Source organism: Hydrogenophaga crassostreae (assembly GCF_001761385.1).
Classification (GTDB): Bacteria; Pseudomonadota; Gammaproteobacteria; order Burkholderiales; family Burkholderiaceae_C; genus Hydrogenophaga; species Hydrogenophaga crassostreae.
Map to the genome: position 1 here is coordinate 4,209,033 of NZ_CP017476.1, position 23,973 is coordinate 4,233,005.

23 protein-coding genes are annotated in these 23,973 nt (G+C 64.1%); 20 read left to right on the plus strand and 3 right to left on the minus strand.

The genetic code is table 11. The features are described from left to right. The first annotated feature begins 2 nt into the window (after positions 1-2). From LPB072_RS19470 to LPB072_RS24220, 7 genes are all read left to right on the plus strand, one after another. Entirely contained in the window at positions 3-1,061 is a 1,059-nt protein-coding gene (locus LPB072_RS19470; protein ID WP_066086732.1) for a Gfo/Idh/MocA family protein, read from the plus strand. Next, a complete protein-coding gene (locus LPB072_RS19475) occupies positions 1,055-1,504 on the plus strand; it encodes an RbsD/FucU family protein (RefSeq protein ID WP_066086729.1) in 450 nt (149 codons plus the stop codon). Before LPB072_RS19470 ends, LPB072_RS19475 begins: the two co-directional genes overlap by 7 nt. Positions 1,505-1,613: 109 nt before the next feature. Beyond that, a complete protein-coding gene (locus tag LPB072_RS19480) occupies positions 1,614-2,351 on the plus strand; it encodes a transcriptional regulator NanR (RefSeq protein ID WP_066086726.1) in 738 nt (245 codons plus the stop codon). Between the two features lie 6 nt (positions 2,352-2,357). After that, entirely contained in the window at positions 2,358-4,340 is a 1,983-nt protein-coding gene (locus LPB072_RS19485; RefSeq protein WP_066086723.1) for a hypothetical protein, read from the plus strand. 48 nt (positions 4,341-4,388) lie between these two features. After that, complete coding sequence (locus LPB072_RS19490; protein ID WP_066087190.1) at positions 4,389-5,699, plus strand: ribulose-bisphosphate carboxylase large subunit family protein; 1,311 nt, start codon at positions 4,389-4,391, stop codon at positions 5,697-5,699. 3 nt (positions 5,700-5,702) lie between these two features. Next, positions 5,703-7,058: a four-carbon acid sugar kinase family protein gene (locus LPB072_RS19495; protein WP_066086720.1), complete on the plus strand. Its 1,356-nt coding sequence runs from the start codon at positions 5,703-5,705 to the stop codon at positions 7,056-7,058. Between the two features lie 294 nt (positions 7,059-7,352). Continuing rightward, entirely contained in the window at positions 7,353-7,745 is a 393-nt protein-coding gene (locus LPB072_RS24220; protein ID WP_407927817.1) for a PfkB family carbohydrate kinase, read from the plus strand. Here LPB072_RS24220 and LPB072_RS19500 read toward each other — a convergent pair. Further along, positions 7,665-8,624: a LysR family transcriptional regulator gene (locus tag LPB072_RS19500; RefSeq protein WP_066086718.1), complete on the minus strand. Its 960-nt coding sequence runs from the start codon at positions 8,622-8,624 to the stop codon at positions 7,665-7,667. The two genes, LPB072_RS24220 and LPB072_RS19500, sit on opposite strands and share 81 nt — an antisense overlap. 126 nt (positions 8,625-8,750) lie before the next feature. On the opposite strand from LPB072_RS19500, the gene hpaH reads away from it, so the two are divergent. The 9 genes from hpaH (at position 8,751) to LPB072_RS19545 (ending at position 19,420) form a co-directional block, all read left to right on the plus strand. After that, complete coding sequence (gene hpaH / locus LPB072_RS19505) at positions 8,751-9,554, plus strand: 2-oxo-hept-4-ene-1,7-dioate hydratase (RefSeq protein WP_066086715.1); 804 nt, start codon at positions 8,751-8,753, stop codon at positions 9,552-9,554. A gap of 5 nt (positions 9,555-9,559) precedes the next feature. Next, positions 9,560-10,366, plus strand: a complete 807-nt coding sequence (gene hpaI, locus LPB072_RS19510) for a 4-hydroxy-2-oxoheptanedioate aldolase (protein ID WP_066087186.1) — start codon at positions 9,560-9,562, stop codon at positions 10,364-10,366. Between the two features lie 9 nt (positions 10,367-10,375). Beyond that, positions 10,376-11,788 carry an FAD-binding oxidoreductase gene (locus LPB072_RS19515; RefSeq protein WP_066086712.1) on the plus strand — a complete coding sequence of 471 codons (1,413 nt, stop codon included), beginning with the start codon at positions 10,376-10,378 and terminating at the stop codon, positions 11,786-11,788. After that, a complete protein-coding gene (locus tag LPB072_RS19520; protein WP_066086709.1) occupies positions 11,785-13,257 on the plus strand; it encodes an aldehyde dehydrogenase family protein in 1,473 nt (490 codons plus the stop codon). The genes LPB072_RS19515 and LPB072_RS19520 overlap by 4 nt, the downstream gene beginning before the upstream one ends. A gap of 59 nt (positions 13,258-13,316) precedes the next feature. Then, positions 13,317-14,891: a carboxylesterase/lipase family protein gene (locus LPB072_RS19525; protein ID WP_231943322.1), complete on the plus strand. Its 1,575-nt coding sequence runs from the start codon at positions 13,317-13,319 to the stop codon at positions 14,889-14,891. Between the two features lie 23 nt (positions 14,892-14,914). Then, positions 14,915-15,802: a DODA-type extradiol aromatic ring-opening family dioxygenase gene (locus LPB072_RS19530; RefSeq protein WP_066086705.1), complete on the plus strand. Its 888-nt coding sequence runs from the start codon at positions 14,915-14,917 to the stop codon at positions 15,800-15,802. A 19-nt stretch (positions 15,803-15,821) separates the two neighbouring features. Beyond that, on the plus strand, positions 15,822-16,766 hold the full coding sequence (locus LPB072_RS19535) for a fumarylacetoacetate hydrolase family protein (RefSeq protein WP_066086702.1): 945 nt from the start codon (positions 15,822-15,824) through the stop codon (positions 16,764-16,766). Between the two features lie 89 nt (positions 16,767-16,855). Further along, entirely contained in the window at positions 16,856-18,307 is a 1,452-nt protein-coding gene (locus tag LPB072_RS19540) for an aldehyde dehydrogenase family protein (protein WP_066086700.1), read from the plus strand. Between the two features lie 72 nt (positions 18,308-18,379). Next, positions 18,380-19,420: a TRAP transporter substrate-binding protein gene (locus LPB072_RS19545; protein WP_082876767.1), complete on the plus strand. Its 1,041-nt coding sequence runs from the start codon at positions 18,380-18,382 to the stop codon at positions 19,418-19,420. Between the two features lie 210 nt (positions 19,421-19,630). Here the strand turns inward: LPB072_RS19545 and LPB072_RS19550 are convergent, their stop codons facing one another. Beyond that, positions 19,631-20,572: a LysR family transcriptional regulator gene (locus LPB072_RS19550; protein ID WP_197508864.1), complete on the minus strand. Its 942-nt coding sequence runs from the start codon at positions 20,570-20,572 to the stop codon at positions 19,631-19,633. Positions 20,573-20,633: 61 nt separating this feature from the next. On the opposite strand from LPB072_RS19550, the gene LPB072_RS19555 reads away from it, so the two are divergent. The 3 genes from LPB072_RS19555 to LPB072_RS19565 all read left to right on the plus strand — a co-directional run bounded on the left by LPB072_RS19555 (position 20,634) and on the right by LPB072_RS19565 (position 23,046). Beyond that, positions 20,634-21,083: a DoxX family protein gene (locus LPB072_RS19555; RefSeq protein WP_066086692.1), complete on the plus strand. Its 450-nt coding sequence runs from the start codon at positions 20,634-20,636 to the stop codon at positions 21,081-21,083. A gap of 41 nt (positions 21,084-21,124) precedes the next feature. After that, complete coding sequence (locus LPB072_RS19560) at positions 21,125-22,018, plus strand: DODA-type extradiol aromatic ring-opening family dioxygenase (RefSeq protein ID WP_082876765.1); 894 nt, start codon at positions 21,125-21,127, stop codon at positions 22,016-22,018. A gap of 245 nt (positions 22,019-22,263) precedes the next feature. Next, on the plus strand, positions 22,264-23,046 hold the full coding sequence (locus tag LPB072_RS19565; RefSeq protein ID WP_066086686.1) for a MipA/OmpV family protein: 783 nt from the start codon (positions 22,264-22,266) through the stop codon (positions 23,044-23,046). Between the two features lie 254 nt (positions 23,047-23,300). Here the strand turns inward: LPB072_RS19565 and LPB072_RS23565 are convergent, their stop codons facing one another. Next, positions 23,301-23,516: a hypothetical protein gene (locus LPB072_RS23565; protein WP_066086684.1), complete on the minus strand. Its 216-nt coding sequence runs from the start codon at positions 23,514-23,516 to the stop codon at positions 23,301-23,303. Positions 23,517-23,655: 139 nt separating this feature from the next. Here LPB072_RS23565 and LPB072_RS23570 point away from each other — a divergent pair, with 139 nt between their 5' ends. Then, a complete protein-coding gene (locus LPB072_RS23570) occupies positions 23,656-23,820 on the plus strand; it encodes a hypothetical protein (protein ID WP_157559369.1) in 165 nt (54 codons plus the stop codon). Positions 23,821-23,973: the final 153 nt, after the last annotated feature.

Sequence of the window (23,973 nt, forward strand, 5' to 3'; positions counted from 1 at the left end):
TCATGGGCAACCCTGTGAAAACCCGCAAGGGTGCACTCATCGGATGTGGTTTCTTTTCAAAGAACCATTTGCACGCATGGCAACAACTGGAAGGGGTCGAGATCGTGGCCCTGTGCGATGCGAATGCACAACGTCTTCAAGAGGCCTCCACCGAGTTTGGCATCACCAAGGTTTACGCCTCGGCTGAGGATCTGTTGGCCAGGGAAGCGCTGGATTTTGTCGATATCGCCACCACGGCAGCCAGCCACCGCAGCCTGGTCGAAATGGCTGCGCGCCACGGCGTTCCCTGCATTTGCCAGAAGCCGTTCGCCAACACGCTGGACGATGCCGTGGCCATGATTCAAGCCTGCCGCAAGGCGGGTGTGCCGTTGATGGTGCATGAGAACTTCCGCTGGCAGAGCTCGATCCAGGCGGTGCGCAAAGCGCTGGACGAAGACCACATCGGCCAGCCCTTCTGGGGACGCGTGAGCTTTCGTTCGGCCTACGACGTGTTTTCCGGCCAGCCCTACCTGGCCACCGAAGACCGCTTCATCCTGCAGGATCTGGGCATTCACATCATCGATATCGCCCGTTTCCTGTTTGGCGAAGTGGCCACCATGAGCGCCAGCGCCACACGCATCAACCCGAAGATCCGTGGCGAAGATGTGGCCACCCTGCTGATGAAACACACCAGCGGCCTCACCAGCGTGGTGGACTGCAGCTACGCCACGGCCAACACCCGGGAGCTGTTTCCGCAAACGCTGATCGAGATCGATGGCGCTCTGGGCACCCTGCGTCTGGGCGCCGACTACCAGCTCACCATCCATGTCAAGGGCGGCGCCACCCAAGTGGTTGACTGCGCGCCGCCGCTGCACGACTGGGCGCAACGCCCCTGGCACAACATCCAGGACAGCGTGCTCAACATCCAGGCCCATTGGCTGCAGTGCCTGACCGATGCCCGTGAACCCCAGACCTCGGGAGTCGACAACCTCAACACCCTCGTGCTGGTGGAAAAGGCGTACGAATCGGCAGCGCACCAGCAGACCACCATCGACATCCAGAAAGCGACACCACCATGCTGAAAGGCCTTCCCTCCTGGATGTCGGCTGATCTGCTGTGGGTGATGGCGGCCATGGGCCATGGCGATCGCCTGGCGGTGGTGGACCGCAACTACCCGGCGTTCGCCACCGCGAAACGCACCACCAGCGGCCGGCATGTTGAGCTCAACGGCACCGATGTGGTGGAAGCGGTTCGAGGCATTCTTGCGTTGTTCCCCCTGGACTCTTTCGTCGCATACCCATTGAACTGCATGGATCCGGTGGACCAGTCGGGGGTGTTGTTGCCGGTGCAGTCTGAGGTGCTGTCGGTCTGCGAGCGGGCTGAAGACAGACCTGTGCCCATGCTGCCACTGGAACGATTCGATTTCTATGAAGCCGCCAAAGAGTGCTTTGCGGTGGTTCACACCACCGAGTCTCGCCCTTATGGCTGCTTTCTGTTGACCAAAGGCGTGGTGTTTGACAAGTGAACCGGGCAACTCAGGCAAGCAGGTTCCTTTTGGTCAGTTCAAATGTCCGTGCCTCTTTGTTGAAGGCCCGTAAACTTGAGTTTTTCGGCCCGCTTCTCGGAAGACCCTCATGTCATCAGGACCCATTCAACGTCGAAAGCTCTATCAGGAAGTTCAGGACAGGCTGCTGGACCGCATCCGCAGTGGCGAAATACCGTCGGGAGAGCAGTTGCCCTCCGAACGCGACCTCATGGACGAATACCAGGTTGGTCGGCCAGCCATACGGGAGGCGCTTCAAGCTCTGGAGCGCTCAGGCATCGTGTCCATCAGCCACGGTGAGCGCGCGCGCGTTGCCGTGCCCACGGCCGAATCGCTGGTGGAACAGATCACCAGCGGAGCGCAACACCTGCTGCGCTCCGATCCCGGTTCGCTGGAACACCTGAAAGAGGTGCGCGTGTTTCTGGAGTGCGGCATGGCCCGCATGGCCGCCGAGCGATCCGACCCCGCCAGCATGAAGCTGCTGCGCCAGCGCTTGGCCGAGCACCACCAGTTGACCGAATCGCCACAGCATTTTGTGGAAGGCGACATGGGCTTTCACACCCAGATAGCGGTCATGAGCGGCAATCCCATTTTTCCGGTGATCCTGGAAGCCATGCTGCGCTGGTTGGGTGAGTACTACCAGTCGCTGGTGCGCGCGCCTGGCGCTGAAGAGCTCACCCTGGCCGAACACGATCGCATTGTGGAGGCCATCGAGTCGCACGACGCCACCGGCGCCGAGCGGGCGATGCGGGAACACCTGACCCGCGCCAACGCGCTGTACCAGCGCCTGGTGCGGCCCGAGGGCGAGACGGAGGCCGAAATCGGCTGATTCACCGTGAGCGCCAACGATGTCCCCCGACCCACCGGATCCGATACCAAGGCCGTTGATGCCTTGCGCATTTGGGGGACCCTTCAGCCGGCGGCGCCCAGCCGGGTGCTGACGGCAGGCGACCTGAGCTGCGAGTGGAGCGAAGGCAGTGTGCGCAACCTGCGTTGGCGCGGCGTGGAAGTGATCAGAGGTATTGCCTACCTGCTGCGTGACACGTCATGGGGCACGGCGCCCTGCAAGGTGGATGGCTTTGAGGTCGACCAGACTCCCGACCAGTTTGTTGCGCATTTTGTTTTGACGATGCAGCTGGGCGAAGGCACGCTGCGGGCCAGCGCCTCCGTGCGTGGTGATGCCAGCGGCCACTTCGAATTCAAAGTGGATGCCGTGACCGACCTGGCCATGTCGACCAACCGCTGTGGTCTGGTGGTACTCCACCCGGCTGCTGCGGCCAATGCGCCGCTCGACATCGAGCACACCGATGGCGCCATCGAGACCTCTTGCTTTCCGGCACACATCAGCCCGGGCCAGGTCGCCTTCAACATTCGGCGCCTGCGCCATGAGCCCCTGCCAGGGCTCAGCGTGGACTGCCGGCTGGAAGCCGAGTTGCCACACGACCCCTTGGGCAAGTTCGAGATGGAAGACCAGCGCAACTGGTCGGATGCCTCTTTCAAAACCTACGTGGCTTCGTTGCTGGACCCCTGGCCCTATGCACTGGAAGCACATAGACACTACGTTCAGCAGGTATCGGTGTCGGTGGTCGATTCAAGAGTGGTCGATCAACCTGGCGATCAGACTTCGACCAGACTGCCGCGCGTGGTCATGGGCAGTGCGACCGGGCACCGCATGGCTGCGATTGGCCTCGGTGTTCCGCTGCACCTTCATCGCATGACCCCTGCCGAAAACAGGGCGGTCTTGACCTTGAAGCCGGTTTGGCTGGTGGCCGAAGCAGATGCTTCGCAAGCCTCCGAACTGCAGACCCAACTGGCGGCGCTGTACAGACTGGCGCAGGCTTGCAAGGCGCTTGTGCAACTGGACGTGATCTGCCCGACGGATGAGAAGCCCGAAGTGATTGCGGCCCGTGTGGTGGTGGCTTGCCAGCTCGCCGGACTGGAGCCAGCCGCTGTTCGTGCCTGCCCTGCGCCGTATTTGAAAAGCTACCAGCCTTCTGACCACTGGCCAGAGGGGCCAGGGCTCGACGCTTACGCAACGGCTTTTGCCGAAGCGTTTCCACACGCCAGCGTGGGTGGCGGCATGCTGACCTACTTCACCGAGCTCAACCGCAAGCGCCAGGCACCCGCTTCGCTCGATTTCATCGGCCACACCACGACGCCCCTGGTACACGCTGCCGACGATGTTTCCGTGATGCAGACCCACGAAGCCCTGGCCAGCATCACCGCCAGCGTGCGCGCCATCTGGCCCGACCTGGCTTACCGCCTTGGCCCCGTGACCATCGGCATGCACCGCAACCCCTACGGCGCACACACGGCCGAGAACCCCGCGCGCCAGCGCGTGGCGATGGCGCCCGACGACCCGCGCCACCAGGCGGCTTTCGGCGCAGCATGGCTGGTGGGCTACGCGGCGTCCGTGCAGCAGGCGGGCATCGAGGTGCTGAGTTTTCTGCATACCCACGGCGTCAGCGGCCCGACACTGCGCGAAGACATGCCGCGCTGGGAGCCCGGTGCCTGCGTGCCCGCCTGGCGCGTGCTGCATCAGCTGGTGCGAGCCTCTGGCTGCTGTTTGCACGGGTTGAGCGGCTTGCCCGACCAGGTGGCTGGCCTGGCCTGGGTATCGACCAAAGGAACCCGTCACCTGCTGCTGGCCAACCTCGGCGCTGAGCCCCTACAAGCAAGCCTTGAGGGCTCCTGGATGGTCAGCGACCTCAGCACACCTTGTCCCGCGCAGACCCCCGATCCCGCCAGCCAGCCCAAAACGCTGACCACCGGCGTACTCCATTTTTCAGCCTACCAAGTTCTGTCACTGACACAGTGAACGCCACACACACGCTTCCCTTTTTTTGCCCTATCTGGTCTGATGACGATGCCAATTAACACGAACGCTTCACCCCGCCCCAGCACCACCGATGGCCGCATCCGCGCCACCTACTGGGTTGAAACCCCCTTTCCGCTGGAGGCGGCGGTCGCCGTGCTGGCGGGCGAACAGTCCTGTGGAACCTTCGCGCGGCTGCCCGGCGAAACCGATCAACTGCGCGAAGCGGCAGGCGCCGTCGTCGAGCGGATCACACCGCTCGACATGGCCGATTCGCCATCACTGCCAATCCGCCCGCTGCCCTCGAAACTGGGCGCAAACCCCACATTTCAGCGCGCAGAGATCGAGGTCTCGTGGCCTTTCGACAACCTGGGCGCTTCACTGCCCAACCTGCTGGCCACTGTGGCCGGCAACCTGTTTGAACTGCGGGAAATCTCGGGGCTGCGCTTGCTCGACCTGCAATTGCCACCCAGCTTTGCCCAGCGTTACCAAGGCCCTCAATTCGGCATTCAAGGCACCCGAAAACTGCTGGGCATCGAGGGCCGCCCCTTGATCGGCACCATCATCAAGCCCAGCGTGGGCCTGAACCCGAAAGAAACGGCAGCGCTGGTGAAGCAACTGGTGGACGCTGGCATCGACTTCATCAAGGACGACGAACTCCAGGCCAACGGCCCGCACAGCCCGCTGCGTGCCCGTGTCGATGCGATCATGCCGGTGCTGAAAGAGCACGAACAGCGCACCGGCCGCAAGGTGATGTACGCCTTCAACATCACCGACGAGCTCGATGTGATGCTGCAGAACCACGACTACGTACAAGCCGCCGGCGGCAACTGCATCATGGTGACCGTGGCCGCCGTCGGCTTGCCGGCCCTGGTCTGGCTGCGCAAGCACAGCCAGCTCGCTATCCACGGCCACCGCGCGGGCTGGGGCATGCTCAGCCGCTCACCTTACATCGGCATGGACTACCGCGCCTACCAGCAGTTCTGGCGGCTGGCCGGGGTGGACCACCTGCATGTCAACGGCCTGCGCAACAAGTTCAGCGAAGACGACGCCTCGGTGATCCGCTCGGCCCAGGCTTGCGTGCGGCCCATGTTCGATGCGCCGACGCCCGGCTGCGAAGTGATGCCGGTGTTTTCTTCCGGTCAGACCGCCGAGCAGGTGGCCGACACTTACAAAGCACTGGGCAGCACCGATCTCATTTACTGCTGCGGCGGCGGCATCATGGCCCACCCAGGCGGCGTGCCCGGTGGGGTGCTGAGCTTGCGCGAAGCCTGGGAAGCGGCGGTGCAAGGGGCCGATCTCGACACCTACGCCCAGAGCCATCCCGCGTTGGCCCAAGCCATCGCCGCCTTTCGAGCCTGACCCATGAGCCAAAAAAATCTCCTGCTGAGCTACTACGGCGACGACCTCACCGGCTCCACCGACGCCATGGAGGCGCTCACCCTGGCCGGCGTTCGCACCGCCCTGTTTCTGCGACCTGCCACAGACGCGCAACTCGACACGCTGACCCGTGAAGGTCCCTTGCAGGCGATCGGCCTGGCCGGTACCAGCCGCAGCGAGACGCCCGCATGGATGGATCAGCACCTGCCGCCGGCCTTCGACTGGCTCAGGCGCCAGGGCGCGGCAATCTGCCACTACAAGGTGTGCTCCACGTTTGACAGCGCCCCCCAGGTGGGCAACATCGGGCGCGCCCTGGAAATCGGTGCCGCCACCTTTGAACAAGCCGTGGTGCCCATCGTCGTCGGCGTGCCGCAACTGCGCCGCTACACCGTGTTCGGCAACCTCTTCGCCACGATCGCTGGCGAAACCTACCGCATCGACCGCCATCCGGTGATGAGCCGCCACCCCGTCACACCCATGCACGAGGCAGACCTGCGCTTGCATCTGGCGGCGCAAACCACCGCGCCTGTGGGCCTGGTCGACGGGTTGACCCTGCAATCGCCCGACGCCGATGCGGCGGTCGACCATGGCATGCGCAGCGACGGAGCCCCTGTGCGCGCACTGCTGCTCGACGTGGCCGATCCCATCACCCAGACCCTCGTGGGACAACAACTCTGGCGCCACCGCCGGGACAACACCGGCCTGTTCACCGTCGGCTCATCCGGCATCGAATACGCACTGGTCAAAGCCTGGCAGGCATGTGGCATGCTGACCGGCGACGTAACAGCGTTCAGGGACGTGGGCGCCGTGGACCGCATCGCCGTGGTGTCGGGCAGTTGCTCGGCGATCACCGCGCAGCAGATTCGCCACGCCGGGGAACAGGGATTTGCCCTGATCGCGGTGAACGCTGCGCGCCTTGCTTCGCATTCCCGGGGCGATGCCGAGCAGGCTACGGTGTTGTCCCAAGCCTGCGCCGCGCTGGACGCCGGATGCAGTGTCATCGCCTACACGGCACTCGGGCCAGACACGGCGGCCGAACGTTTCGACGATGCCGAGCCACACGCCATCGGCCAAAGGTTGGGCCGTCTGTTGCGCGAAATGGTGGAGCACGGTGGTTTGAAGCGCGCCGTGGTCGCAGGCGGCGACACCTCCAGCCACGCCTTGCGCGAGCTCGACGTGTTCGCGCTGACGGTCGCCATGTCTTTGCCGCGCACCCCAGGATCACCGCTGTGTTTCGCCCACAGCGAAAACCCGGCGTTGAACGGCACACAGGTGGCCCTCAAAGGCGGACAAATCGGTGCCATCGACTATTTTGAGGCGATAAGGGATGGTCGTCCCTGACTCCTGGCGATGCCACCTCGGCGCAAATTCAGCAGCGAGCACCGCGCCCGTGCTTCCAGCAACCAATGCCTGAATGACCATGCCGCCATCCATCGCCGCCTTGGCCAACCGTTGGCAGCCGATGCCGGGTGGAAAAGGCCTCAACCAGACGGGGGCCAGCGCCCGGGCCAGTGTGCCAAACCACATGCTAGGTGCCACCTGCCGCGATGACTTTGCGGCACCCTTGGTGGACCATCTGTGCAACAGCAGATCGAGACCAGCGGTGCCAAGCAGGGAACCGGTGCACGCTCCGGCATGTGCGTGGTCACCCCCGGACCGTGCGGTGTGGCATGGAGCACCACTGAAAGAGCCTTCAGGCAGCCAGCGAACAAAACGGTACAGGTGATATCAACCCTGGGCGCGGGCGACACCTTTGCAGGGCATCTCTGTTCACCGCCCTGGTCTCGGGCCACAACCTGGACACCGCCGTTGCATTGGCCAGCGAAGCCGCGGCCACCACCGTCAGCACACCAAGATAGCGCCGGTCCTCACAGGCTGCTTTTGCCTTCAGCACACCTGGGTAACCTCTCAAAAGCAGGCGGGTGTGCAGACGCCGACTCAGCGGACTCAGGCGCCATGAATCAACCCGGGGAAATCGCTGATCACCCCTTGCGACTTTTGCCTGGCCCAGCGTTTCAGCCAGTCTGAGAGGTGCATGGCAAACCCTTCTGCAGCAGGTGTCGCCTGTCGAACCTTGGAGCGGTAAAGGCAGACCTTCCGAATCACCTCGGGCTCGACCACCCGCTTCATCACAAGGCCAAACGGGTGCGCCATGACACCCACATATGCAGGCGCCAAAGTCGCGGCAAGCCCTTGCGAGGCAATGCCCATGGCGGTGGAGATGTTGTCAACCACATGCACCGGCATGATGCGTGTGCCCTCCGGTGCATTCCGGTGCATCAAAGACACACTGATTTCATGATCACGCCCGGCCGCCACCAAGGCGTGTTCGCGCAAGTCTTCCCAGCGCACTTTTCGTTTCTTTGCCAGAGGATGGCTCGCTGCGCACCATAGCACCCAGGGGCTGTCAAACAGTGGCTCGCTCAACACGTCTGCACTCACCGGGCGATCGGGGCCAACCGCCAGATCCACATCGCCAGTCACCACCGCATCGATCAAGCTGTCGACCGGCAAATCGCGAATCCGTACCGCAATTTTGGGTCGTTTCGCCGCAAAATCGCGCATGGCCGCGGGCACCACGGCACTGGCCAAGACCAAAGGTGCCCCGATGCGCACAACGCCGGCCGCGCGGTTGCGCACATCGTCGGCAACGCTGTCGGCGCGGTTCAGCTGGTGCAATACCGATTGCGCCGAGGCCAGAAAATCCCGCCCCCCGCTGGAGAGCGCCACCCGACGGGTGGTTCGGTCAAACAGGCGGAAACCGAGCAAGGTTTCCAGTTCAGCCACCAACTGGCTCACGGCCTGGGCAGTCAGGCCCATGCGCTCGGCACTGGCGCCGAAATTGAGCAGCTCGGCCACGGTGACAAAGGCTTCGAACTGGCGCAGGGTGTATCGGATCAAGGACATGGTTTCGATTATCAATCACAGCTTGTTGATTGATCAATATCAATTGCTTGTTTCTTGCTGCCTTGCTTTAAATAATGGCCAGTTACATATCAGTGCGCCGGATGCAGGTGCCAACGGAGACACAGCATGCTCGAACCCGCGCTTCACGCCGCCCTGGCGCGTGAGCTTCATGAATCGGAACAATCCCGCCAGCAGATCACCCACTTCTCGAAACGCCATCCATCGATGACGATCGAAGACAGTTACGCGATTCAGCGCGAGTGGATGAAGATCAAGCAGGGCGAGGGGCGCCGCGCCATTGGCCACAAGATCGGCCTCACCTCGCGCGCCATGCAATTGGCCTCGCAGATCACCGAGCCCGATTTCGGCTTGCTGCTCGACGACATGTTGCTGCGTGATGGCGGTGAAATCGAAGCGGCGCGCTTCATCGTTCCCCGTCTGGAGGTGGAGTTCGCTTTCATTCTTGCCAAGCCACTCAAAGGGCCGGGTGTGACGCTGTTCGATGTGCTCAACGCAACCGACTACGTGGTGCCTGCGCTGGAACTGATCGATGCGCGCATCGAACAATTCGACCGCGACACCCAAGCGCCACGCAAGGTGCTCGACACCATTGCCGACAACGCGGCCAACGGCGGCATCGTGCTTGGCGGGCGCCCTTCGCGGGTGGATGCCGTGGACTGGCGCTGGGCCGGCGCCTTGCTTTACAAAAACGGTGTGATCGAGGAATCGGGTCTGGGCGCTGCGGTGCTCAACCACCCGGGCAATGGCGTGGTCTGGCTGGCCAACAAGCTTGCCGCTTACGACGAAGGCCTGGCGGCAGGCGAAATCGTGCTCGGTGGTTCGTTCACCCGCCCGGTGCCCTGCTCGGCCGGCGACGTGTTCCACGCCGACTACGGCCCACTGGGCTCCATCTCGGTGCAATTCGTATGAACCCGATGGAAAACCCAAACACCCAAAACAACTTCAAACGAAGCCTTGCTGTCGAGGGCGCCCAAATTGGTCTCTGGCTGGGGCTGGCCGATCCATACACTGCCGAGCTGTGCGCCACAGCCGGTTTTGACTGGTTGCTGATCGACGGCGAACACGGCCCCAACGATTTGCGCTCCATGCTGAGCGCACTGCAGGCCATTGCACCCTATCCGTCGCACCCGGTCGTGCGCATTCCCAACGGCGATGCCGCCCTGATCAAACAGGTGCTGGAAATCGGCGCCACAACCTTGCTGGTGCCCATGGTGGAAAACGCAGACGAAGCGCAGGCGCTGGTGAGCGCCATGCGCTACCCACCGGCAGGCGTGCGCGGCGTGGGCAGTGGCCTCGCGCGCTCTTCGCGCTGGGGTGCGCAAGTGGACTACCTGCACCATGCCAATGACCAGGTCTGCCTGCTGGTTCAGGTGGAAACAGCCAATGCGCTGGCACAGATCGATGCGATCGCCGCAGTCGAAGGGGTTGATGGCGTCTTCATCGGACCGGCCGACCTGTCGGCGTCCATGGGCCACCTCGGCAACCCTGGCCACCCCGACGTGCGCGCCGCCATCGAGCATGCAATAACGCGCATCCTGGCCGCCGGCAAAGCGCCGGGCATTCTGGCCACAGACGAGAAACTGGCACACCACTACATCGGTCTGGGTGCGCGCTTTGTGGCCGTCGGCGTTGACGCCACCTTGCTGGCGCAAACCACCCGCGCGCTGGCCCGGCGCTTCAAGACCGCTGCAACGCCAACCGTTGGTACCAGCGACTACTGAGGCACATCCATGGATCTCAATACCCTGCGCAACAGCTTTTTGGGGCGCCTGCTGACCGAACCCGCCGACATGGCGGCCTTTCTCACCGACTGGCGAGGCAAGTGGACCGGACGCGCGATAGCCGTGGCCCAGCCCGACAACACCGAAGGCGTGGCCACCGTGATGCGCTGGTGCCATGCGCACCGGGTGCCGGTGGTGCCGCAGGGTGGCAACACCGGCCTGTCTGGTGGCGCCACCCCCGACACCGACGGGCTCGCGCTGGTTCTGTCGCTGACACGGCTGAACAAGGTGCGCCACATCGACCCGGTCAACAACACCATCGAAGTGGACGCCGGCGTCACCTTGCAGCAGGTACAGGAAGCGGCACGCGAAGCCGGGCGTCTGTTTCCGCTCAGCCTGGCCGCTCAAGGCAGCTGCACCATTGGCGGCAACCTGGCCACCAACGCGGGTGGCGTGCAAGTACTGCGGTATGGCAATGCGCGTGCGTTGTGTCTGGGCTTGGAAGTGGTGACCGCGGAAGGCGAGATCTGGGACGGCCAGCGCGGCCTGCGCAAAGACAACACCGGCTACGACCTGCGCGATCTGTATATCGGCAGCGAAGGCACGCTGGGCGTGATCACGCAAGCCGTTCTGCAGCTGTTTCCCCTGCCGGCTTCCCAGGTCGTGGCCTTCGTGGCGGTGCCATCGCCAGCCGCAGCCATCGCCCTCCTGCAATTGGCCCAGGCCCGGCTGGGCTCATCGCTCACCGCCTTCGAGCTGATGAGCGATGCCTGCATTGCTTTGGTGGAAAAACATGTGGATGCCGCACGACTCCCGCTGGCCGAGCGGTCTGACTGGTATGTGCTTCTGGAGGTCAGTGACACCCAGGGCGAATCCGAAGCAGGCGAAGCCATTGAAGGCTTGCTGGAAGCCGGCATGGAGCAAGAGCTCGCCACCGACGCGGCCTTGTCGTCCAGCCTGTCCCAGTTCAAGGCGCTGTGGGCCCTGCGCGAAGACATCTCGGAGTCTCAGGGCGCCGAAGGCAAAACCATCAAGCACGACATTTCATTGCCCATCTCCAACATCGCCGGCTTCGTGACCCAGACCAGCGAAGCCCTGTCCGAGGCGTTCCCCGGCCAGCGGCTGGTGGTGTTCGGCCACCTGGGGGACGGCAACCTGCACTTCAACCTGTCGCCTTCGCCCGACCGTTGTGGCACCGAACACGTGGCCGAGTTTCTCGCCCTTGAAGCGCCGATCAACACCCTGGTTCACGATGCCGTGATGGTCCACCAGGGATCCATCTCGGCCGAACACGGTCTGGGCGTGCTGCGGCGCGATGAATCCGCCCGATACAAATCACCTGTCGAGTTGAAGCTGATGCGAGCCATCAAGACCGCGCTCGACCCTTTGAACCTCATGAACCCTGGAAAGCTGCTGCCATGAACACACCCATTGAAATCGCCGGCGCCACCGTCTCGCCTGACCACTTCATCAACGGCAAGCGCGTCGCGTCAGCCGATACCTTCGAACTGCACAGCCCGATCGACCAGGCTCTGCTGGGGCGGATCAGCGAAGGCCGCCCCGAACATGTCGAGGCGGCGATCCAGGCCGCCGAAGCGGCCTTCCCGGCCTGGAGCGCGCTGAGCGCTGCCGAGCGCAAACCCTATCTCGACCGGTTCGCCGAAGAAATCGGCAAACGCGCCGAAACGCTGTGTCAGGTGGAAAGCCGCGACGCGGGTGTGCTGCTCTCTCGGATGCGCCATGGCGTGGTGCCCCGCGCCATGCTCAACATCAGCTGGTTCGCCGAGCACGCGCTCGACCTGCAAAACCGCCCCATCGAAACCGAACAGGCGCAACACCTGGTGCGCCATGCGCCCGCCGGCGTGGTGGTCATCATCACGCCCTGGAATGCGCCGCTGATGCTCTCAACCTGGAAGCTCGGTCCGGCCCTGGCCGCCGGCAACACCTGCATTCTGAAACCACCGGAGTGGGCGCCGCTGTCGTGCTCGCTGCTGGCCGATGCGGCGCAGGCTGCCGGTTTGCCGCCGGGCGTGTTCAACGTCGTGCAAGGCGCTGGCGCGACCACCGGCGCACAGCTGGTGGCCGACCCCCGGCTGGCGCGGGTGTCGTTCACCGGTTCGGTGCCGACCGCCAAGCTCATCGCCCAGGCCGCTGGCGCCAACCTCGTGCCTTGCAGCCTGGAGCTGGGCGGCAAGAGCCCCTTCATCGTGCTGGAAGACGCCGACATTGACAACGCCGCGCGCACCGGTGCCCTGATGTACCGCAATGCAGGCCAGGTCTGCCTCGCCGGCACCCGCTTCCTGGTGCATGAGCGCGTGGCCGAGGCGTTCACCGCGGCCATGAAGGCGCAGGTCGAGCAACTGAAGGTCGGCGATCCGCGCGAAGAATCCACCGAAGTCGGCCCCATCATTCACCCGCGACAGGTCGGGCGCGTGGCCGGCTTCGTTGAGCGCGCGGTCGCCGGTGGCGCCAAGCTGCTCTGGGGCGGTCAGCGCCACGCATTTGGCGCCCAGTATTTCCAGCCCACCATGGTCTCCGGCCTGAAACAAAGCGACGAAATCGTGCAGAACGAGGTCTTCGGCCCTGTGCTGACGCTGCAGACTTTTGCAGACGACGAGCAGCTCATCGCCATGGCCAACGGCACCGATTACGGCCTGGGCGGCGTTTGCTACGGCGAGACCGGGCACGCCACCGCCGTGGCCGAGCGCGTGCGCACCGGCTTCATCTGGATCAACAGCTTTGGCATCCGCGATCTGGCGGCGCCTTTTGGCGGCATCAAGCGCAGCGGCGTCGGTCGTGAAGGCGGTGACTGGAGTTTTGAATTCTTCTGCGATGTGAAAGACATCGTCGTGCCCAAGAAGCCCTTCCGCGCCAGCTTCAGCCAGCGCTGATCGGCCCATCCGATTCGCACGCCACGCGCCCCAACACCACCACAACAGGAGACAAGCCCATGAATTCGAAAATCCCCTTCGGCCGCCGCCAGTTTCTCGCCTCCGGCGCCGCCCTCGGCGCCAGCGCCATCGGCCTGGCCGGCTGCGCGCAAACCCCTGCCATGAAAAACACCGACAGCGCTTCGCCCATTGCCACCGTGGCACAAGGCCAACTGCGCGGTGCCCGCGCCGGGTCCGTCGCCAGCTTCAAACGCGTGCCCTACGCAGCGAACCCCTTTACCGCGGCCAACCGCTTCCAGGCGCCCAAGCCTGCCGCGGCCTGGTCGGGCGAACGCGACGCCAGCGCCTACGGGCCCATGCCGCCGCAGCCATCGCGCGCGCCCGGCGGTGGCATGGCCGGCGAGGCCGATGACCTCACGCTGAACATCTGGGCGCCAACCAACGCGAAAAACGCACCCGTGATGGTGTGGTTCCCGGGCGGTGCTTTCTACCGCGTTGACGCCGCCGAAGGCTGGTACGACGGCAGCGGCTTCGCCGCCCAGGGCATCGTGGTGATCACGGTCAATTACCGCGTGGGCATCGACGGCTTCATGGCCATCGACGGCGCACCGAGCAACCGCGGTCTGCTTGACCAGGTCGCCGCGCTGCAGTGGATCCAGCGCAACATCGCGGCTTTTGGTGGCAACCCCAAAGACGTGACGATCGCGGGCCAGTCGGCTGGCGCACAAAGCGTGATGTTGCTCATGGGCATGCCCATGGCGCAAGGCCTGTTCCAGAAAGCCATTGCCCAGAGCCCGCCGCAAAACAACTTCTCAACCGCCGAAGCGGCCCGCGTGGCCAAAGCCACGGGCGAGATGCTCGGCGTGGCGCCGATGGCGCAGGCGATGGCCGCGGTGTCGCTGCCCGACATGATCACCGGCACCGAAAAGATGATCGGCGACCTGCGCGACCGCGCCAAGTGGGGCCCCATCGGCGGCCAGCCGCCTTTCCTTCCCGTTGTAGACGGCACGGTGTTGACCGAAACGCCTTACGCCGCCTTGCAAAAGAACGCCGGCAAGCTTCCCTTGCTGATCGGTTGCACCGACGAAGAGGCGCGCTTGTACCTCGTTCCTGGCGGCACCATCGACAAGATCCCGCCACCGGCCTTCGACGGCGCCGTGCGCGGCAACCGCCTGCCGGCCAACGCCGCCGAGGTTTACGCCAAGGTGCGCGACAAGGCCTCGCCGGGCGACATGCTCGCCGCGCTGGAATCGGACGGCACCTTCCGCATCCCCACGTTGCGTTACGCCGAGCAGCGCGTGGCCGCCGGTGCACCGGTGTGGTTCTACAACTTCGCCTGGTCGTCGCCCGGATTTGGTGGCCGCCTCGGCGCGGGCCACGTGGTGGACGTGCCGTTCGCCTTCAACACGCTGGCCACAAAACAGGCGGCGCCCTTCCTGGGTGGCCCGGGCCATCAGCCGCTGGCCGACGCAATGCATGGCCGCTGGACGCGCTTCATCAAGACCGGTGACGCCGGCTGGCCTCGCTACGAAACCGCCACCCGCCCCACCATGCGCTTCGACACCACCTCAGCCGTGGTGAACGACCCCTTGGCCGAGCGTCGCCAGCTCTGGTCTGGCGCCAAGTTCAACTGATTCCCATCGCGATCGGAGACCCCATGAATGGAAAAATTGTCGGTGCGGCCATCGTGTCGCACCACCCCGGCTTGATGCAATGCGAGGAATTTCGCCGCCTGCAAGGGGCTGGTGAAGACTCCGACCTGATTCCGGGTTATGCCCGCTTGCGCGAGAAAATCCAGGCTGCGAAAGCCGATGTGGTCATGATCTTTGACTCGCACTGGTTCACCACCGGCTACCACCTGGTGGACGGTGGGGCGCGTTACAGCGGCACCTACATTTCGGATGAAATGCCCTGGTATCTGCACGGCGTGCCCTACGACTACCGCGGCTTGCCCAGCCTGGCGCTGGAAATCGAAGCCGTGTCGCGCGAAATGGGCGGCTACAACCGCGCCATCTGCCACGCCGATCTCGGGCGCCATTACGCCACCGTCAATCTGGTCAAGCAACTGCGGCTTGAGCACAGCGACACCCCGGTGGTCACGGTGAGCTCATGCCAGAACTGTGACTGGCCGGCTTTCCTGAAATCAGGCGAAGCCATTGCCGAAGGCATTCGGCGCAGCGGCTTGCGCGTGGTCATGCTCGGCTCGGGCGCGCTCAGCCACAAGTTCAACAACATCGACTGGAAGCCCAACCACCCGCGCATCTTCCACGAGACCAACGTCTCGCGCCCCGAGAACATCGTCAGCGACAAAGGCGCCATCGCGCTGTTCGAGCAAGGCCGTCACGACACGATTCTGGAACGCTGGGAAGACGAATACCGCCGCATGCCGTGGGAAGCCTTTGGCGCCCATTACCTGCAGATGGTCGGCGCCATGGGCGGCGCGGCCTGCCGCACCAAGGGTGAGCCACTGTCGGCCTACGAAAACGCCCGGGGCACCGGCAACATCCACATCTGGTTCGACACCGAGAACCAACCAGGCGCCTGATAGAGCGCGGGACACTTTTATGAACTTCGAATTTCCTCTCAAAGAACTCCCGGCCGTCATGCGCGGCCCGCGCGTCGAGCGCCGCCGCGTGCTCGTTGGCGGCAGCGCCTTCTGGGGCACGCTGGTGGAAGAAGGCGAACACGCTGGCCAGCTGCGCCTGGACGATGGCCGCCTGCTCAACGCCGAAGAGGCCGCCTACCTGCCGCCGGTCAATCCGAGCAAGATCATCGCGGTGCACATCTCGTACAGCTCGCGCAGCTTCGAGACGCGCAACAAGCCCAAGCCCACCGAAACGCCAACCTACTTCACCAAGCCGACCACCTCGCTCAATGGCCACCGCGGCCAGATCCTGAAGCCGGCCGATTGCAAGTACCTCAACTACGAAGGCGAATACGCGGTCGTCATCGGCAAGACCTGCCGCAACGTCACGCCGGACGAAGCCTGGGACTACATCGAAGGCTTCTGCCCGGCGCTGGACATGGGCTTGCAGGATTTCCGCGACACCGATCAAGGCTCGATGCTGCGCGTCAAAGGCGCCGATACCCTGCTGCCCATCGGGCCCGGCATCGTGCGCGGCGTCAACCTGTTTGAGCAGACCCTGCGCACCCTGGTCAACGGCCGCGTGGTGCAGGAAGCCCACATCGGCGACGAAACCATCTGGGGTCCGCACTACATCATTGCCGACCTTGCGCGTCACATCACCCTGCTGCCCGGCGACGTGATCCTGATGGGCACGCCATGCCATTCGCGCTCGATCGACCCTGGCCATGTCGTGGAATGCGAAATCACCGGCATCGGCCGCGTCAGCGGCACCGTGGTGGCGATCGATGCCCCCCGCGCCGCCGCCCTCGGCGTCGGCCATGCGCCCACCGACACCCCCGAGGTCCGTCGCGTGGCGCTGGGCTTTGACGAGCGCGTGCCCGATCGTCTCAAGGACAACCTGCGCCAATCGCGCGAGGGTTGAGCAGCGACCAACCGGTTCCTTTTCCCGTCCGCGAACAGCGGCGCACCTCATGCGCTGAGACCGCGCGCGGGTGACATTGAGAAACACGCATGACTGTGAAACAAAACTACATTGCCGGCGAATGGGTGAACGGCGCTGACGCGGCGGAGAACATCAACCCGTCGGACACGCGCGACGTCGTGGGCCTTTATGCCCGCGCCAGCCTGGCGCAGGCGGCCGGTGCCGTGGCGGCGGCGCAAGCCGCGCAACCCGTCTGGGCCGCGCTCACGTCCCAGCAGCGCGCCGACGCGCTGGACGCGGTGGGTCAGGAAATCCAGGCGCGCAAAGCCGAGCTGGCGGATTTGCTGGCGCGCGAAGAGGGCAAGGCTTTGAGCGATGCGCTGGGCGAAGTACAACGCGCAGCGCACATCTTCAAGTTCTTTGCCGGCGAGGCCCTTCGCCTGGGCGGGGAGCTGTTGCCTTCTACCCGGCCCGGCATGACCGTGGGCATCACCCGCGAGCCGGTCGGCGTGGTGTCCATCATCACGCCCTGGAATTTCCCCATCGCCATCCCGGCCTGGAAGATCGCGCCCGCGCTGGCTTATGGCAATGCCGTGGTGTTCAAGCCGGCAGAGGCCGTGCCGGCGAGTGCCTGGGCCCTGGTGGAAATCATGAGCCGCGTCGGCCTGCCCGCGGGCACGCTCAACCTGGTGATGGGCCGCGGACGCGACATCGGCAATGCGTTGCTGGAAGACCCGCGTGTCTCGGCGGTCACGTTCACGGGCTCCGAAGGCACCGGCCGCAAGGTCGCGGCCGCTTGCGTGGGCCGCCAAGGCGCCATGGCGAAATTCCAGCTGGAGATGGGTGGCAAGAACCCGCTCGTGGTCCTCGACGATGCCGACCTCGATGTGGCCGTGGAGTGCGCCATCAACGGCGCTTTTTACAGCACCGGCCAGCGCTGTACCGCCAGTTCCCGGCTGGTCGTCACCGCCGGCATTCACGACCGCTTCGTGGCCGCCATGACCGAGCGCATGAAGCGATTGCAGGTCGGCGATGCCCGCAAGACTGGCACGGTGATCGGCCCGGTGGTCGACGCCACGCAGCTCGCCCAAGACCTGAGCTACATCGCCATCGGCCAGTCCGAAGGCGCCACGCTGGCTTTTGGCGGCGAAGCGCTGCCCGAGGTCGATGGCCAGCCGGGTTTCTACCTGCGTCCGGCGCTGTTCACCGGCACCACCAACCAGATGCGCATCAACCGCGAAGAAGTCTTTGGCCCGGTGGCCAGCGTGATCCAGGTGAAAGACGCGGAAGAGGCCCTGGCTGTGGCCAACGACACCGACTATGGTCTGTCCGCTGGCGTCTGCACCACCTCGCTCAAACAGGCCGCGCATTTCAGTCGCCACCTGCAGGCAGGCATGGTGATGGTGAACGCGCCGACCGCGGGCGTTGATCCTCATGTGCCCTTCGGCGGCCGCAAGGCGTCGAGCCACGGCCCGCGCGAGCAAGGCCGCTACGCCGCCGAGTTCTACACCACGGTCAAAACCACCTACACCAACCCCTGATTTCCCAGCTTCCCATCGCTGAGCTTTTCAGCCTTTTCAACGAACTTTTTTAACCACCCGCAAGGAGACACCATGAAGATGAACAAACGCCACCTGATGAAAGCGCTGACGGCCCTCGCCGTGACCAGCGGCATCACCTCCACGGCTTTCGCCCAGGAAGTGACCTTGCGCCTGCACCAGTTCCTGCCTCCGCAGGCGACCATCCCCAGCAAAGTGATCACGCCCTGGATCAAGAAGGTTGAGGAAGAATCCAAGGGCCGCATCAAGATCCAGATGTACAGCGCCATGCAGCTTGGCGGCACACCACCCCAGTTGTTCGACCAGGCCCGCGACGGCATCGCCGACATCACCTGGACCGTGCTCGGCTACACCCCTGGGCGCTTCGTGAAGAGCGAAGTGATCGAGCTGCCGTTCATGACGGGTCTGTCTTCCGAAGCCTCTTCCCAGGCTTTCTGGGAATACGTGAACCAGTATTCGGCGGATGAATTCAAAGACGTGAAACTGCTGGCCGTGCACACCCATGGCCCAGGTCTGTTCCACACCAAGGCGCCCATCACCGGTCTGGACAGCCTCAAGGGCATGAAGATCCGTGGCGGCTCGCGCATCGTCAACAACATGCTGACCAAGCTGGGCGCCACGCCCGTGGGCATGCCTGTGCCAGCCGTGACCGAAGCGCTGTCCAAAGGCGTGCTCGACGGTACCACCCTGCCTTGGGAGGTCACCCCTGCGGTGAAGGTGTCCGAGATGGTGAAGAACCACACCAGCTTCACCGGCAAGCACGGTCTGTACGTCACCGGCTTCGCGTTCCAGATGAACAAGGCCGCTTACAACAAGCTGCCCGACGACTTGAAGAAGGTGATCGACAACAACTCGGGCCTGAGCCTGTCGGCCGACTTCGGTCGCGGCATGGACGCGGGGGACAAATCGGCGATTGCCATTGCGCAGAAACTGGGCAACAGCATCGTTCAGCTCGACGCGGCCGAAACCGAGCGCTGGCGTCAAGCCTCGCTCGCGGTGGAGAGCGATTGGGTGAACGAAGTCAAGGCCAAAGGCGTGGACGGTGCCAACCTGGTCAAGCAGATGCACACACTGATGGACAAGTACACCAAATAAGCGTTTTCTTGCACCACCGTGTCGCTGCCCGGCCCGCCCACAAGGGGTCAGGCAGCCCCGGCGATGGCTGAGATTTTCTGCCAGCTTTCTGCATGGCATCGGGGCCCTCGGGCCCTGTTTTTTTGCCTGAACAACGCGTAACCCGCCGACCCCGACCACGGCAGGAGCAAGCGCTTCACCTGCCACATGCACCGGAAAAGCCCGAACGGTTCAGTTCACCACCTGGTCGCGCAGCAGCTGGATGAGCTTGCGTTGCGCGATGCCTGCCACCGCATCCCGGCGCCTGATGACGGTGGAGAAGAACGAGGGCATGCGGTCGCGCCCCTCCCAGGATTCGATGTCGAGCCGCACAAGGTGTCCCGAAGCGATGTCGCCGGCGGCCATATGGTCCGGCAAACTGCCCCAACCGGCACCGGCCAGCAGCAACTCGCGCTTGAAGGCCAGGGTAGACACATGCCAGCAGTCCGTGGCGTGCACCCCGAGGTCCGGCGACGTCAGTGCGGCGCGACCCGAACTGAAGACCACCTGCATGTGCACCCGAAGCGCTTCGGGCGGAATCGGCGTGGCATGCGCAGCGAGCGGATGGCCCGGCGCTGCAACCGCCACCAGCGCTTGCTCAGACCACCGAAACGACTCGAACTGGGTGCCCAGGGGCGCCACTTCGGGCAGCAGGCCGAGGTGGGCCTGGCCACCACCCACCATCTCCATCACTTGCGCATGGGGTTCCATGAGCAGGCGAACCCGCACGGTGGGGTGCACCGCATGCAGCGCGCGCAACACCTGTGCCAGTGGCGCCTGCTGCACAAAGGGATCCACAGCCAGCACCAGCCCGGCCTCCAGTCCCTCCGCAAATCCCCCCGCATCGCGGCGAAAGCTGTCGACCTCTGCGAGCACCTGTCGCGCCCGCGGCAACAGGGCACGGCCGGCGTCGGTCAACTCAGCGCGGTAGCCACTGCGGTCGAACAGCACCAGGCCGCAGGCCTCTTCCATGTTCCGGATGGCGTTGGTGATGGCCGATTGCGCGCGCCCCAGTTTGCGGGCCGCCGCAGCAAAGCCGCCGCAGTCGGTAACGGCGGCAAAAACAACGAAGTGATCCAGCGAAAAGTTGCCCACTCTATCTGGTTTGGAGATTGACTTGATCAACGCTAACACGTTTTCTTTTGGCTTGGCAGGGCAGACCATAGAGCTTCTTTCAACCCTCCAGAGAACCTTCATGGACTCGTTAACTGCTCCCGACCCACTCCTCTCAACCCATGTGCCCTCGCGCGCCGGGGCTCCCATTCGCTGGGGCCTTTGGGCCGCCCAGAGCCTGCTGGCCATGACCTACCTCTGGTCCGCTTCAATGAAGCTGATGCAGGCCCCCGCCGATCTCGGCGCCATGATCCCCTGGGCCAACGATGTGCCCGAGGCCTTCCTGCGCGCGATAGGCACTGTGGATCTTGCTGCGGGCCTGGGCATCTTGCTGCCCTCGATCACGCGCATCGCACCGCGCCTGACCGTCTGGGCTGCCGTTGGCGCATCCGTGTTGCAGGTTTTCGCCATGGTCTTCCATGCCTCGCGTGGTGAATTCGCCGTGCTGCCATTCAACGCCGTGCTGTTGGCGCTGGCCCTGTTCATCGCCTGGGGACGGGCCAGCAAAGCGCCCATTGCGGTGCGACGCTGAAGCCGCACCACCCACATCACACGCCCACATCGAAAGCCATCATGGAGCAACCGTTTCTCGCCACCAGCCGAATGCCGGTGTACTACCTGTGCCACGGCGGTGGTCCCTGGCCCTTCATGGAGGGCGAATTTCGGGAACACATGCGCTGGCTGGAAGCCTCATTGAAAGACCTTCCACGCCAACTTCCGAAACGACCCACCGCCATCGTGGTGGTGTCGTCCCATTGGGAGGCGCACAAGTTCTCGGTGACATCTTCGCCAGCCCCCGGCATGGTCTACGATTTTTTCGGTTTTGCGCCGGAGATGTACAAGGTTCAATATCCGGCGCCTGGCTCACCCGAGCTCGCTCGGCGCATGGTGCAGATGATGACGCAAGCCGGCTGCGCCGCGCTGGCAGACGGCACACAAGGCTTCGACCACAGCACCTACAGCCTGCTCAAGCCCATCTTCCCTGATGCAGAGGTGCCGGTGGTGCAGCTCTCGCTACAGCAGAACCTCGATCCGGGTGAGCACTTTCACGTCGGTCAGGCGTTGGCACCCTTGCGCAATGAAGGGGTGCTCATCATCGGCAGCGGCATGAGCTGCCATGAGCACGGGCCGCACATGGCGATACCCTCTTCCCGGTTCGATGCCTGGTTGCGTCGAAGCCTGCTCGAAGCGAGTCCCGCCGAGCGGCATGAGGCGCTGCTGCATTGGGAAAAAGCGCCACATGCCCGCAAGGTTCACCCCCGAGAGGACCATTTGATACCGCTGATGGTGGCCGCAGGCGCTGCAGGTAGCGACAGTGCAACCTGCGTGTACGGTGAGCGCCTTCTCGGCAGCATGGCCGTATCCAGTTACCGCTTCGGTGGAACAAGGGAGCACTCGCCTTTCGATCGTGGCGCACCGGCTTCAAGACCCGCCATCCACACAGAGAAAGCGGCGGTGTCTCCATGATGCTTCACAGCGTCACCCAACCCTGTCTCGGACACAGCCGAACCCACACCTTTGACGCAATGGCGGCGCCGAGGCGCTGCAGCGCATGTTGCGCGAACTCAAGCCTGGGCGTTGCCGCCAAAGGGTATCGAACCAAGGCTTATCGGGCCGAAGGCAAACACGGATCGAACCAGGGCCAGTCAATGTTCAGTAAGAAGACACCCCTGATGATCCCGTCTGTCACAAACCCCTCAGAGATCCATCGCATGAACCCGCCCGCCCTGCCACGCCTGTCCCTCGCCACGCTGGCTGTCGCATTGACCGCCATGCTTCACACACCCGCATTCGCCGATGCGCCTGGGGACGGTTCACCCGCTGGAGCCCATTGGGGGCTGGGCATGGTGGTCCGGTCCGAGACCAAGGCCTACCGCGATTTTGACAACAAAACCGAGGTCTGGCCTGTGCTCACTTTCGAGAACCGCTGGGTGCGCTTTTTCGGCCCCAGCATGGAAGTCAAGCTGGGACAAAGCGGTGCTTTCGCCTTCGGACTGAACGCCAGCTACGCAGGCGACGGATACGAGGCCAAGGACTCACCGTTCCTGGCGGGCATGAAGGAGCGAAAGAACAGCTTCTGGCTCGGCGGCAGCCTGTCCATGCGCCATGAAATGGCCACCTTCAACACCCGATGGGTCACCGATGCATCGGGCAACAGCCACGGGCAAAAACTGAAGCTGGGCGTGGAGCGCCGATTCGCTCTGGGCCAGCTCGGCATCACACCCCGTCTCGCCGCCACCTGGCAAGACAGCAAGTTTGTGAATTACTACTATGGGGTCAGGGCATCCGAAATCCGCTCAGGTCGTGCCGCCTACAACGCCGGCTCAGCGGTGAATGCCGAAGTCGGACTGCGCCTGGACTACCGCCTGGCACGGCAGCACATGCTCTTTGTGGACATGGGCGTCACAGCGCTCGACAACGCCATAAAGAACAGCCCGCTGGTTGACCGCGGCACCGTCCCCGAAGTGGGCATCGGCTATATGTACCGTTTCTGACCTGCCAGCCGAGGCCTGGCGTGCAACGCGTACTGGCAATGAAGGACCACCCCGGGTTGGCACAACCCATCCAGCGGGCCCTGCGCCCATCTGGCATTGAGTGCGACGCATTCGAACACGCCGGGAGGGCTCGGCTGGGCCAAACGCACAAGCACATGGTGCAGCCCTTGTCGCCTGGGAGCCTTCCGGTGAAGAAGCACTGGCTTTGGTGCAGCGTTGGCGTGAACCGGGGCTACAGCTGCCTTGCTTCAAGATCACCGCACGACGCGCTGCGCGACCAGGTAACGGACCTCGAGGCAGGTGATGCCGACCAGCCGCGCCTGTTTCAGCGTCTCTGGAAAGGCTCCGGCCACCGCCACCCAGGCGCTGGCCTGGGGCTCTGCATTTGTCAGGAAGTTGCCAACGCCCATGGGAGGCACCCTGGCGTGAGCAACACCTTTCCCGGCGCCGAATTCAGGCTGCAGTTCCATGCCACCACCAACCCCATCAAGGCACCATGAAACGCAAACTCACTGCCACCGCCTTGCCCACCTCCTTCGTGGCCATGTCCCCTTCCAGCCTGATGATGCGCCGGGTCGACCCGTCCGGGATTGCAATGGAAGTAGCCTGATGGCTTACATGAAAGACCGGGCCATGGTGCTGGTGGCGACAACCCTCACCATCGCGCTGCTGTCGGCCTACACCATCGTCGTGTTCCAGCCCGTCTCTTGCGAACGGTTCACCCTCCCAGACGACATGGTTTGCCAGATCGAGATCCCCGACGCCGGGCAATGAGTTGCCAGCAAAGGCCGGGACGCCACCCCTCCTTCAGTGACCAGACCCAACCACGCTTGGTGGACGAGACCAAGTGACACGCGACGAGTGCGGTGGTGGCATCTTGTGGCATCCATCTCCCTGCACCACATCACCTGCGCTCGCCATCAACAC

What these genes read in the sequence shown, in the direction of transcription:
- LPB072_RS19470 (WP_066086732.1), top strand. Translation starts at nt 3, where the DNA reads ATGGGCAACCCTGTGAAAACCCGCAAGGGTGCACTCATCGGATGTGGT.
- LPB072_RS19475 (WP_066086729.1), top strand. Translation starts at nt 1,055, where the DNA reads ATGCTGAAAGGCCTTCCCTCCTGGATGTCGGCTGATCTGCTGTGGGTG.
- LPB072_RS19480 (WP_066086726.1), top strand. Translation starts at nt 1,614, where the DNA reads ATGTCATCAGGACCCATTCAACGTCGAAAGCTCTATCAGGAAGTTCAG.
- LPB072_RS19490 (WP_066087190.1), top strand. Translation starts at nt 4,389, where the DNA reads ATGCCAATTAACACGAACGCTTCACCCCGCCCCAGCACCACCGATGGC.
- LPB072_RS19495 (WP_066086720.1), top strand. Translation starts at nt 5,703, where the DNA reads ATGAGCCAAAAAAATCTCCTGCTGAGCTACTACGGCGACGACCTCACC.
- LPB072_RS24220 (WP_407927817.1), top strand. Translation starts at nt 7,353, where the DNA reads ATGTGCGTGGTCACCCCCGGACCGTGCGGTGTGGCATGGAGCACCACT.
- LPB072_RS19500 (WP_066086718.1), bottom strand. Translation starts at nt 8,624, where the DNA reads ATGTCCTTGATCCGATACACCCTGCGCCAGTTCGAAGCCTTTGTCACC.
- hpaH (WP_066086715.1), top strand. Translation starts at nt 8,751, where the DNA reads ATGCTCGAACCCGCGCTTCACGCCGCCCTGGCGCGTGAGCTTCATGAA.
- hpaI (WP_066087186.1), top strand. Translation starts at nt 9,560, where the DNA reads ATGGAAAACCCAAACACCCAAAACAACTTCAAACGAAGCCTTGCTGTC.
- LPB072_RS19515 (WP_066086712.1), top strand. Translation starts at nt 10,376, where the DNA reads ATGGATCTCAATACCCTGCGCAACAGCTTTTTGGGGCGCCTGCTGACC.
- LPB072_RS19520 (WP_066086709.1), top strand. Translation starts at nt 11,785, where the DNA reads ATGAACACACCCATTGAAATCGCCGGCGCCACCGTCTCGCCTGACCAC.
- LPB072_RS19525 (WP_231943322.1), top strand. Translation starts at nt 13,317, where the DNA reads ATGAATTCGAAAATCCCCTTCGGCCGCCGCCAGTTTCTCGCCTCCGGC.
- LPB072_RS19530 (WP_066086705.1), top strand. Translation starts at nt 14,915, where the DNA reads ATGAATGGAAAAATTGTCGGTGCGGCCATCGTGTCGCACCACCCCGGC.
- LPB072_RS19535 (WP_066086702.1), top strand. Translation starts at nt 15,822, where the DNA reads ATGAACTTCGAATTTCCTCTCAAAGAACTCCCGGCCGTCATGCGCGGC.
- LPB072_RS19540 (WP_066086700.1), top strand. Translation starts at nt 16,856, where the DNA reads ATGACTGTGAAACAAAACTACATTGCCGGCGAATGGGTGAACGGCGCT.
- LPB072_RS19545 (WP_082876767.1), top strand. Translation starts at nt 18,380, where the DNA reads ATGAAGATGAACAAACGCCACCTGATGAAAGCGCTGACGGCCCTCGCC.
- LPB072_RS19555 (WP_066086692.1), top strand. Translation starts at nt 20,634, where the DNA reads ATGGACTCGTTAACTGCTCCCGACCCACTCCTCTCAACCCATGTGCCC.
- LPB072_RS19560 (WP_082876765.1), top strand. Translation starts at nt 21,125, where the DNA reads ATGGAGCAACCGTTTCTCGCCACCAGCCGAATGCCGGTGTACTACCTG.
- LPB072_RS19565 (WP_066086686.1), top strand. Translation starts at nt 22,264, where the DNA reads ATGAACCCGCCCGCCCTGCCACGCCTGTCCCTCGCCACGCTGGCTGTC.
- LPB072_RS23565 (WP_066086684.1), bottom strand. Translation starts at nt 23,516, where the DNA reads ATGGAACTGCAGCCTGAATTCGGCGCCGGGAAAGGTGTTGCTCACGCC.
- LPB072_RS23570 (WP_157559369.1), top strand. Translation starts at nt 23,656, where the DNA reads ATGGCTTACATGAAAGACCGGGCCATGGTGCTGGTGGCGACAACCCTC.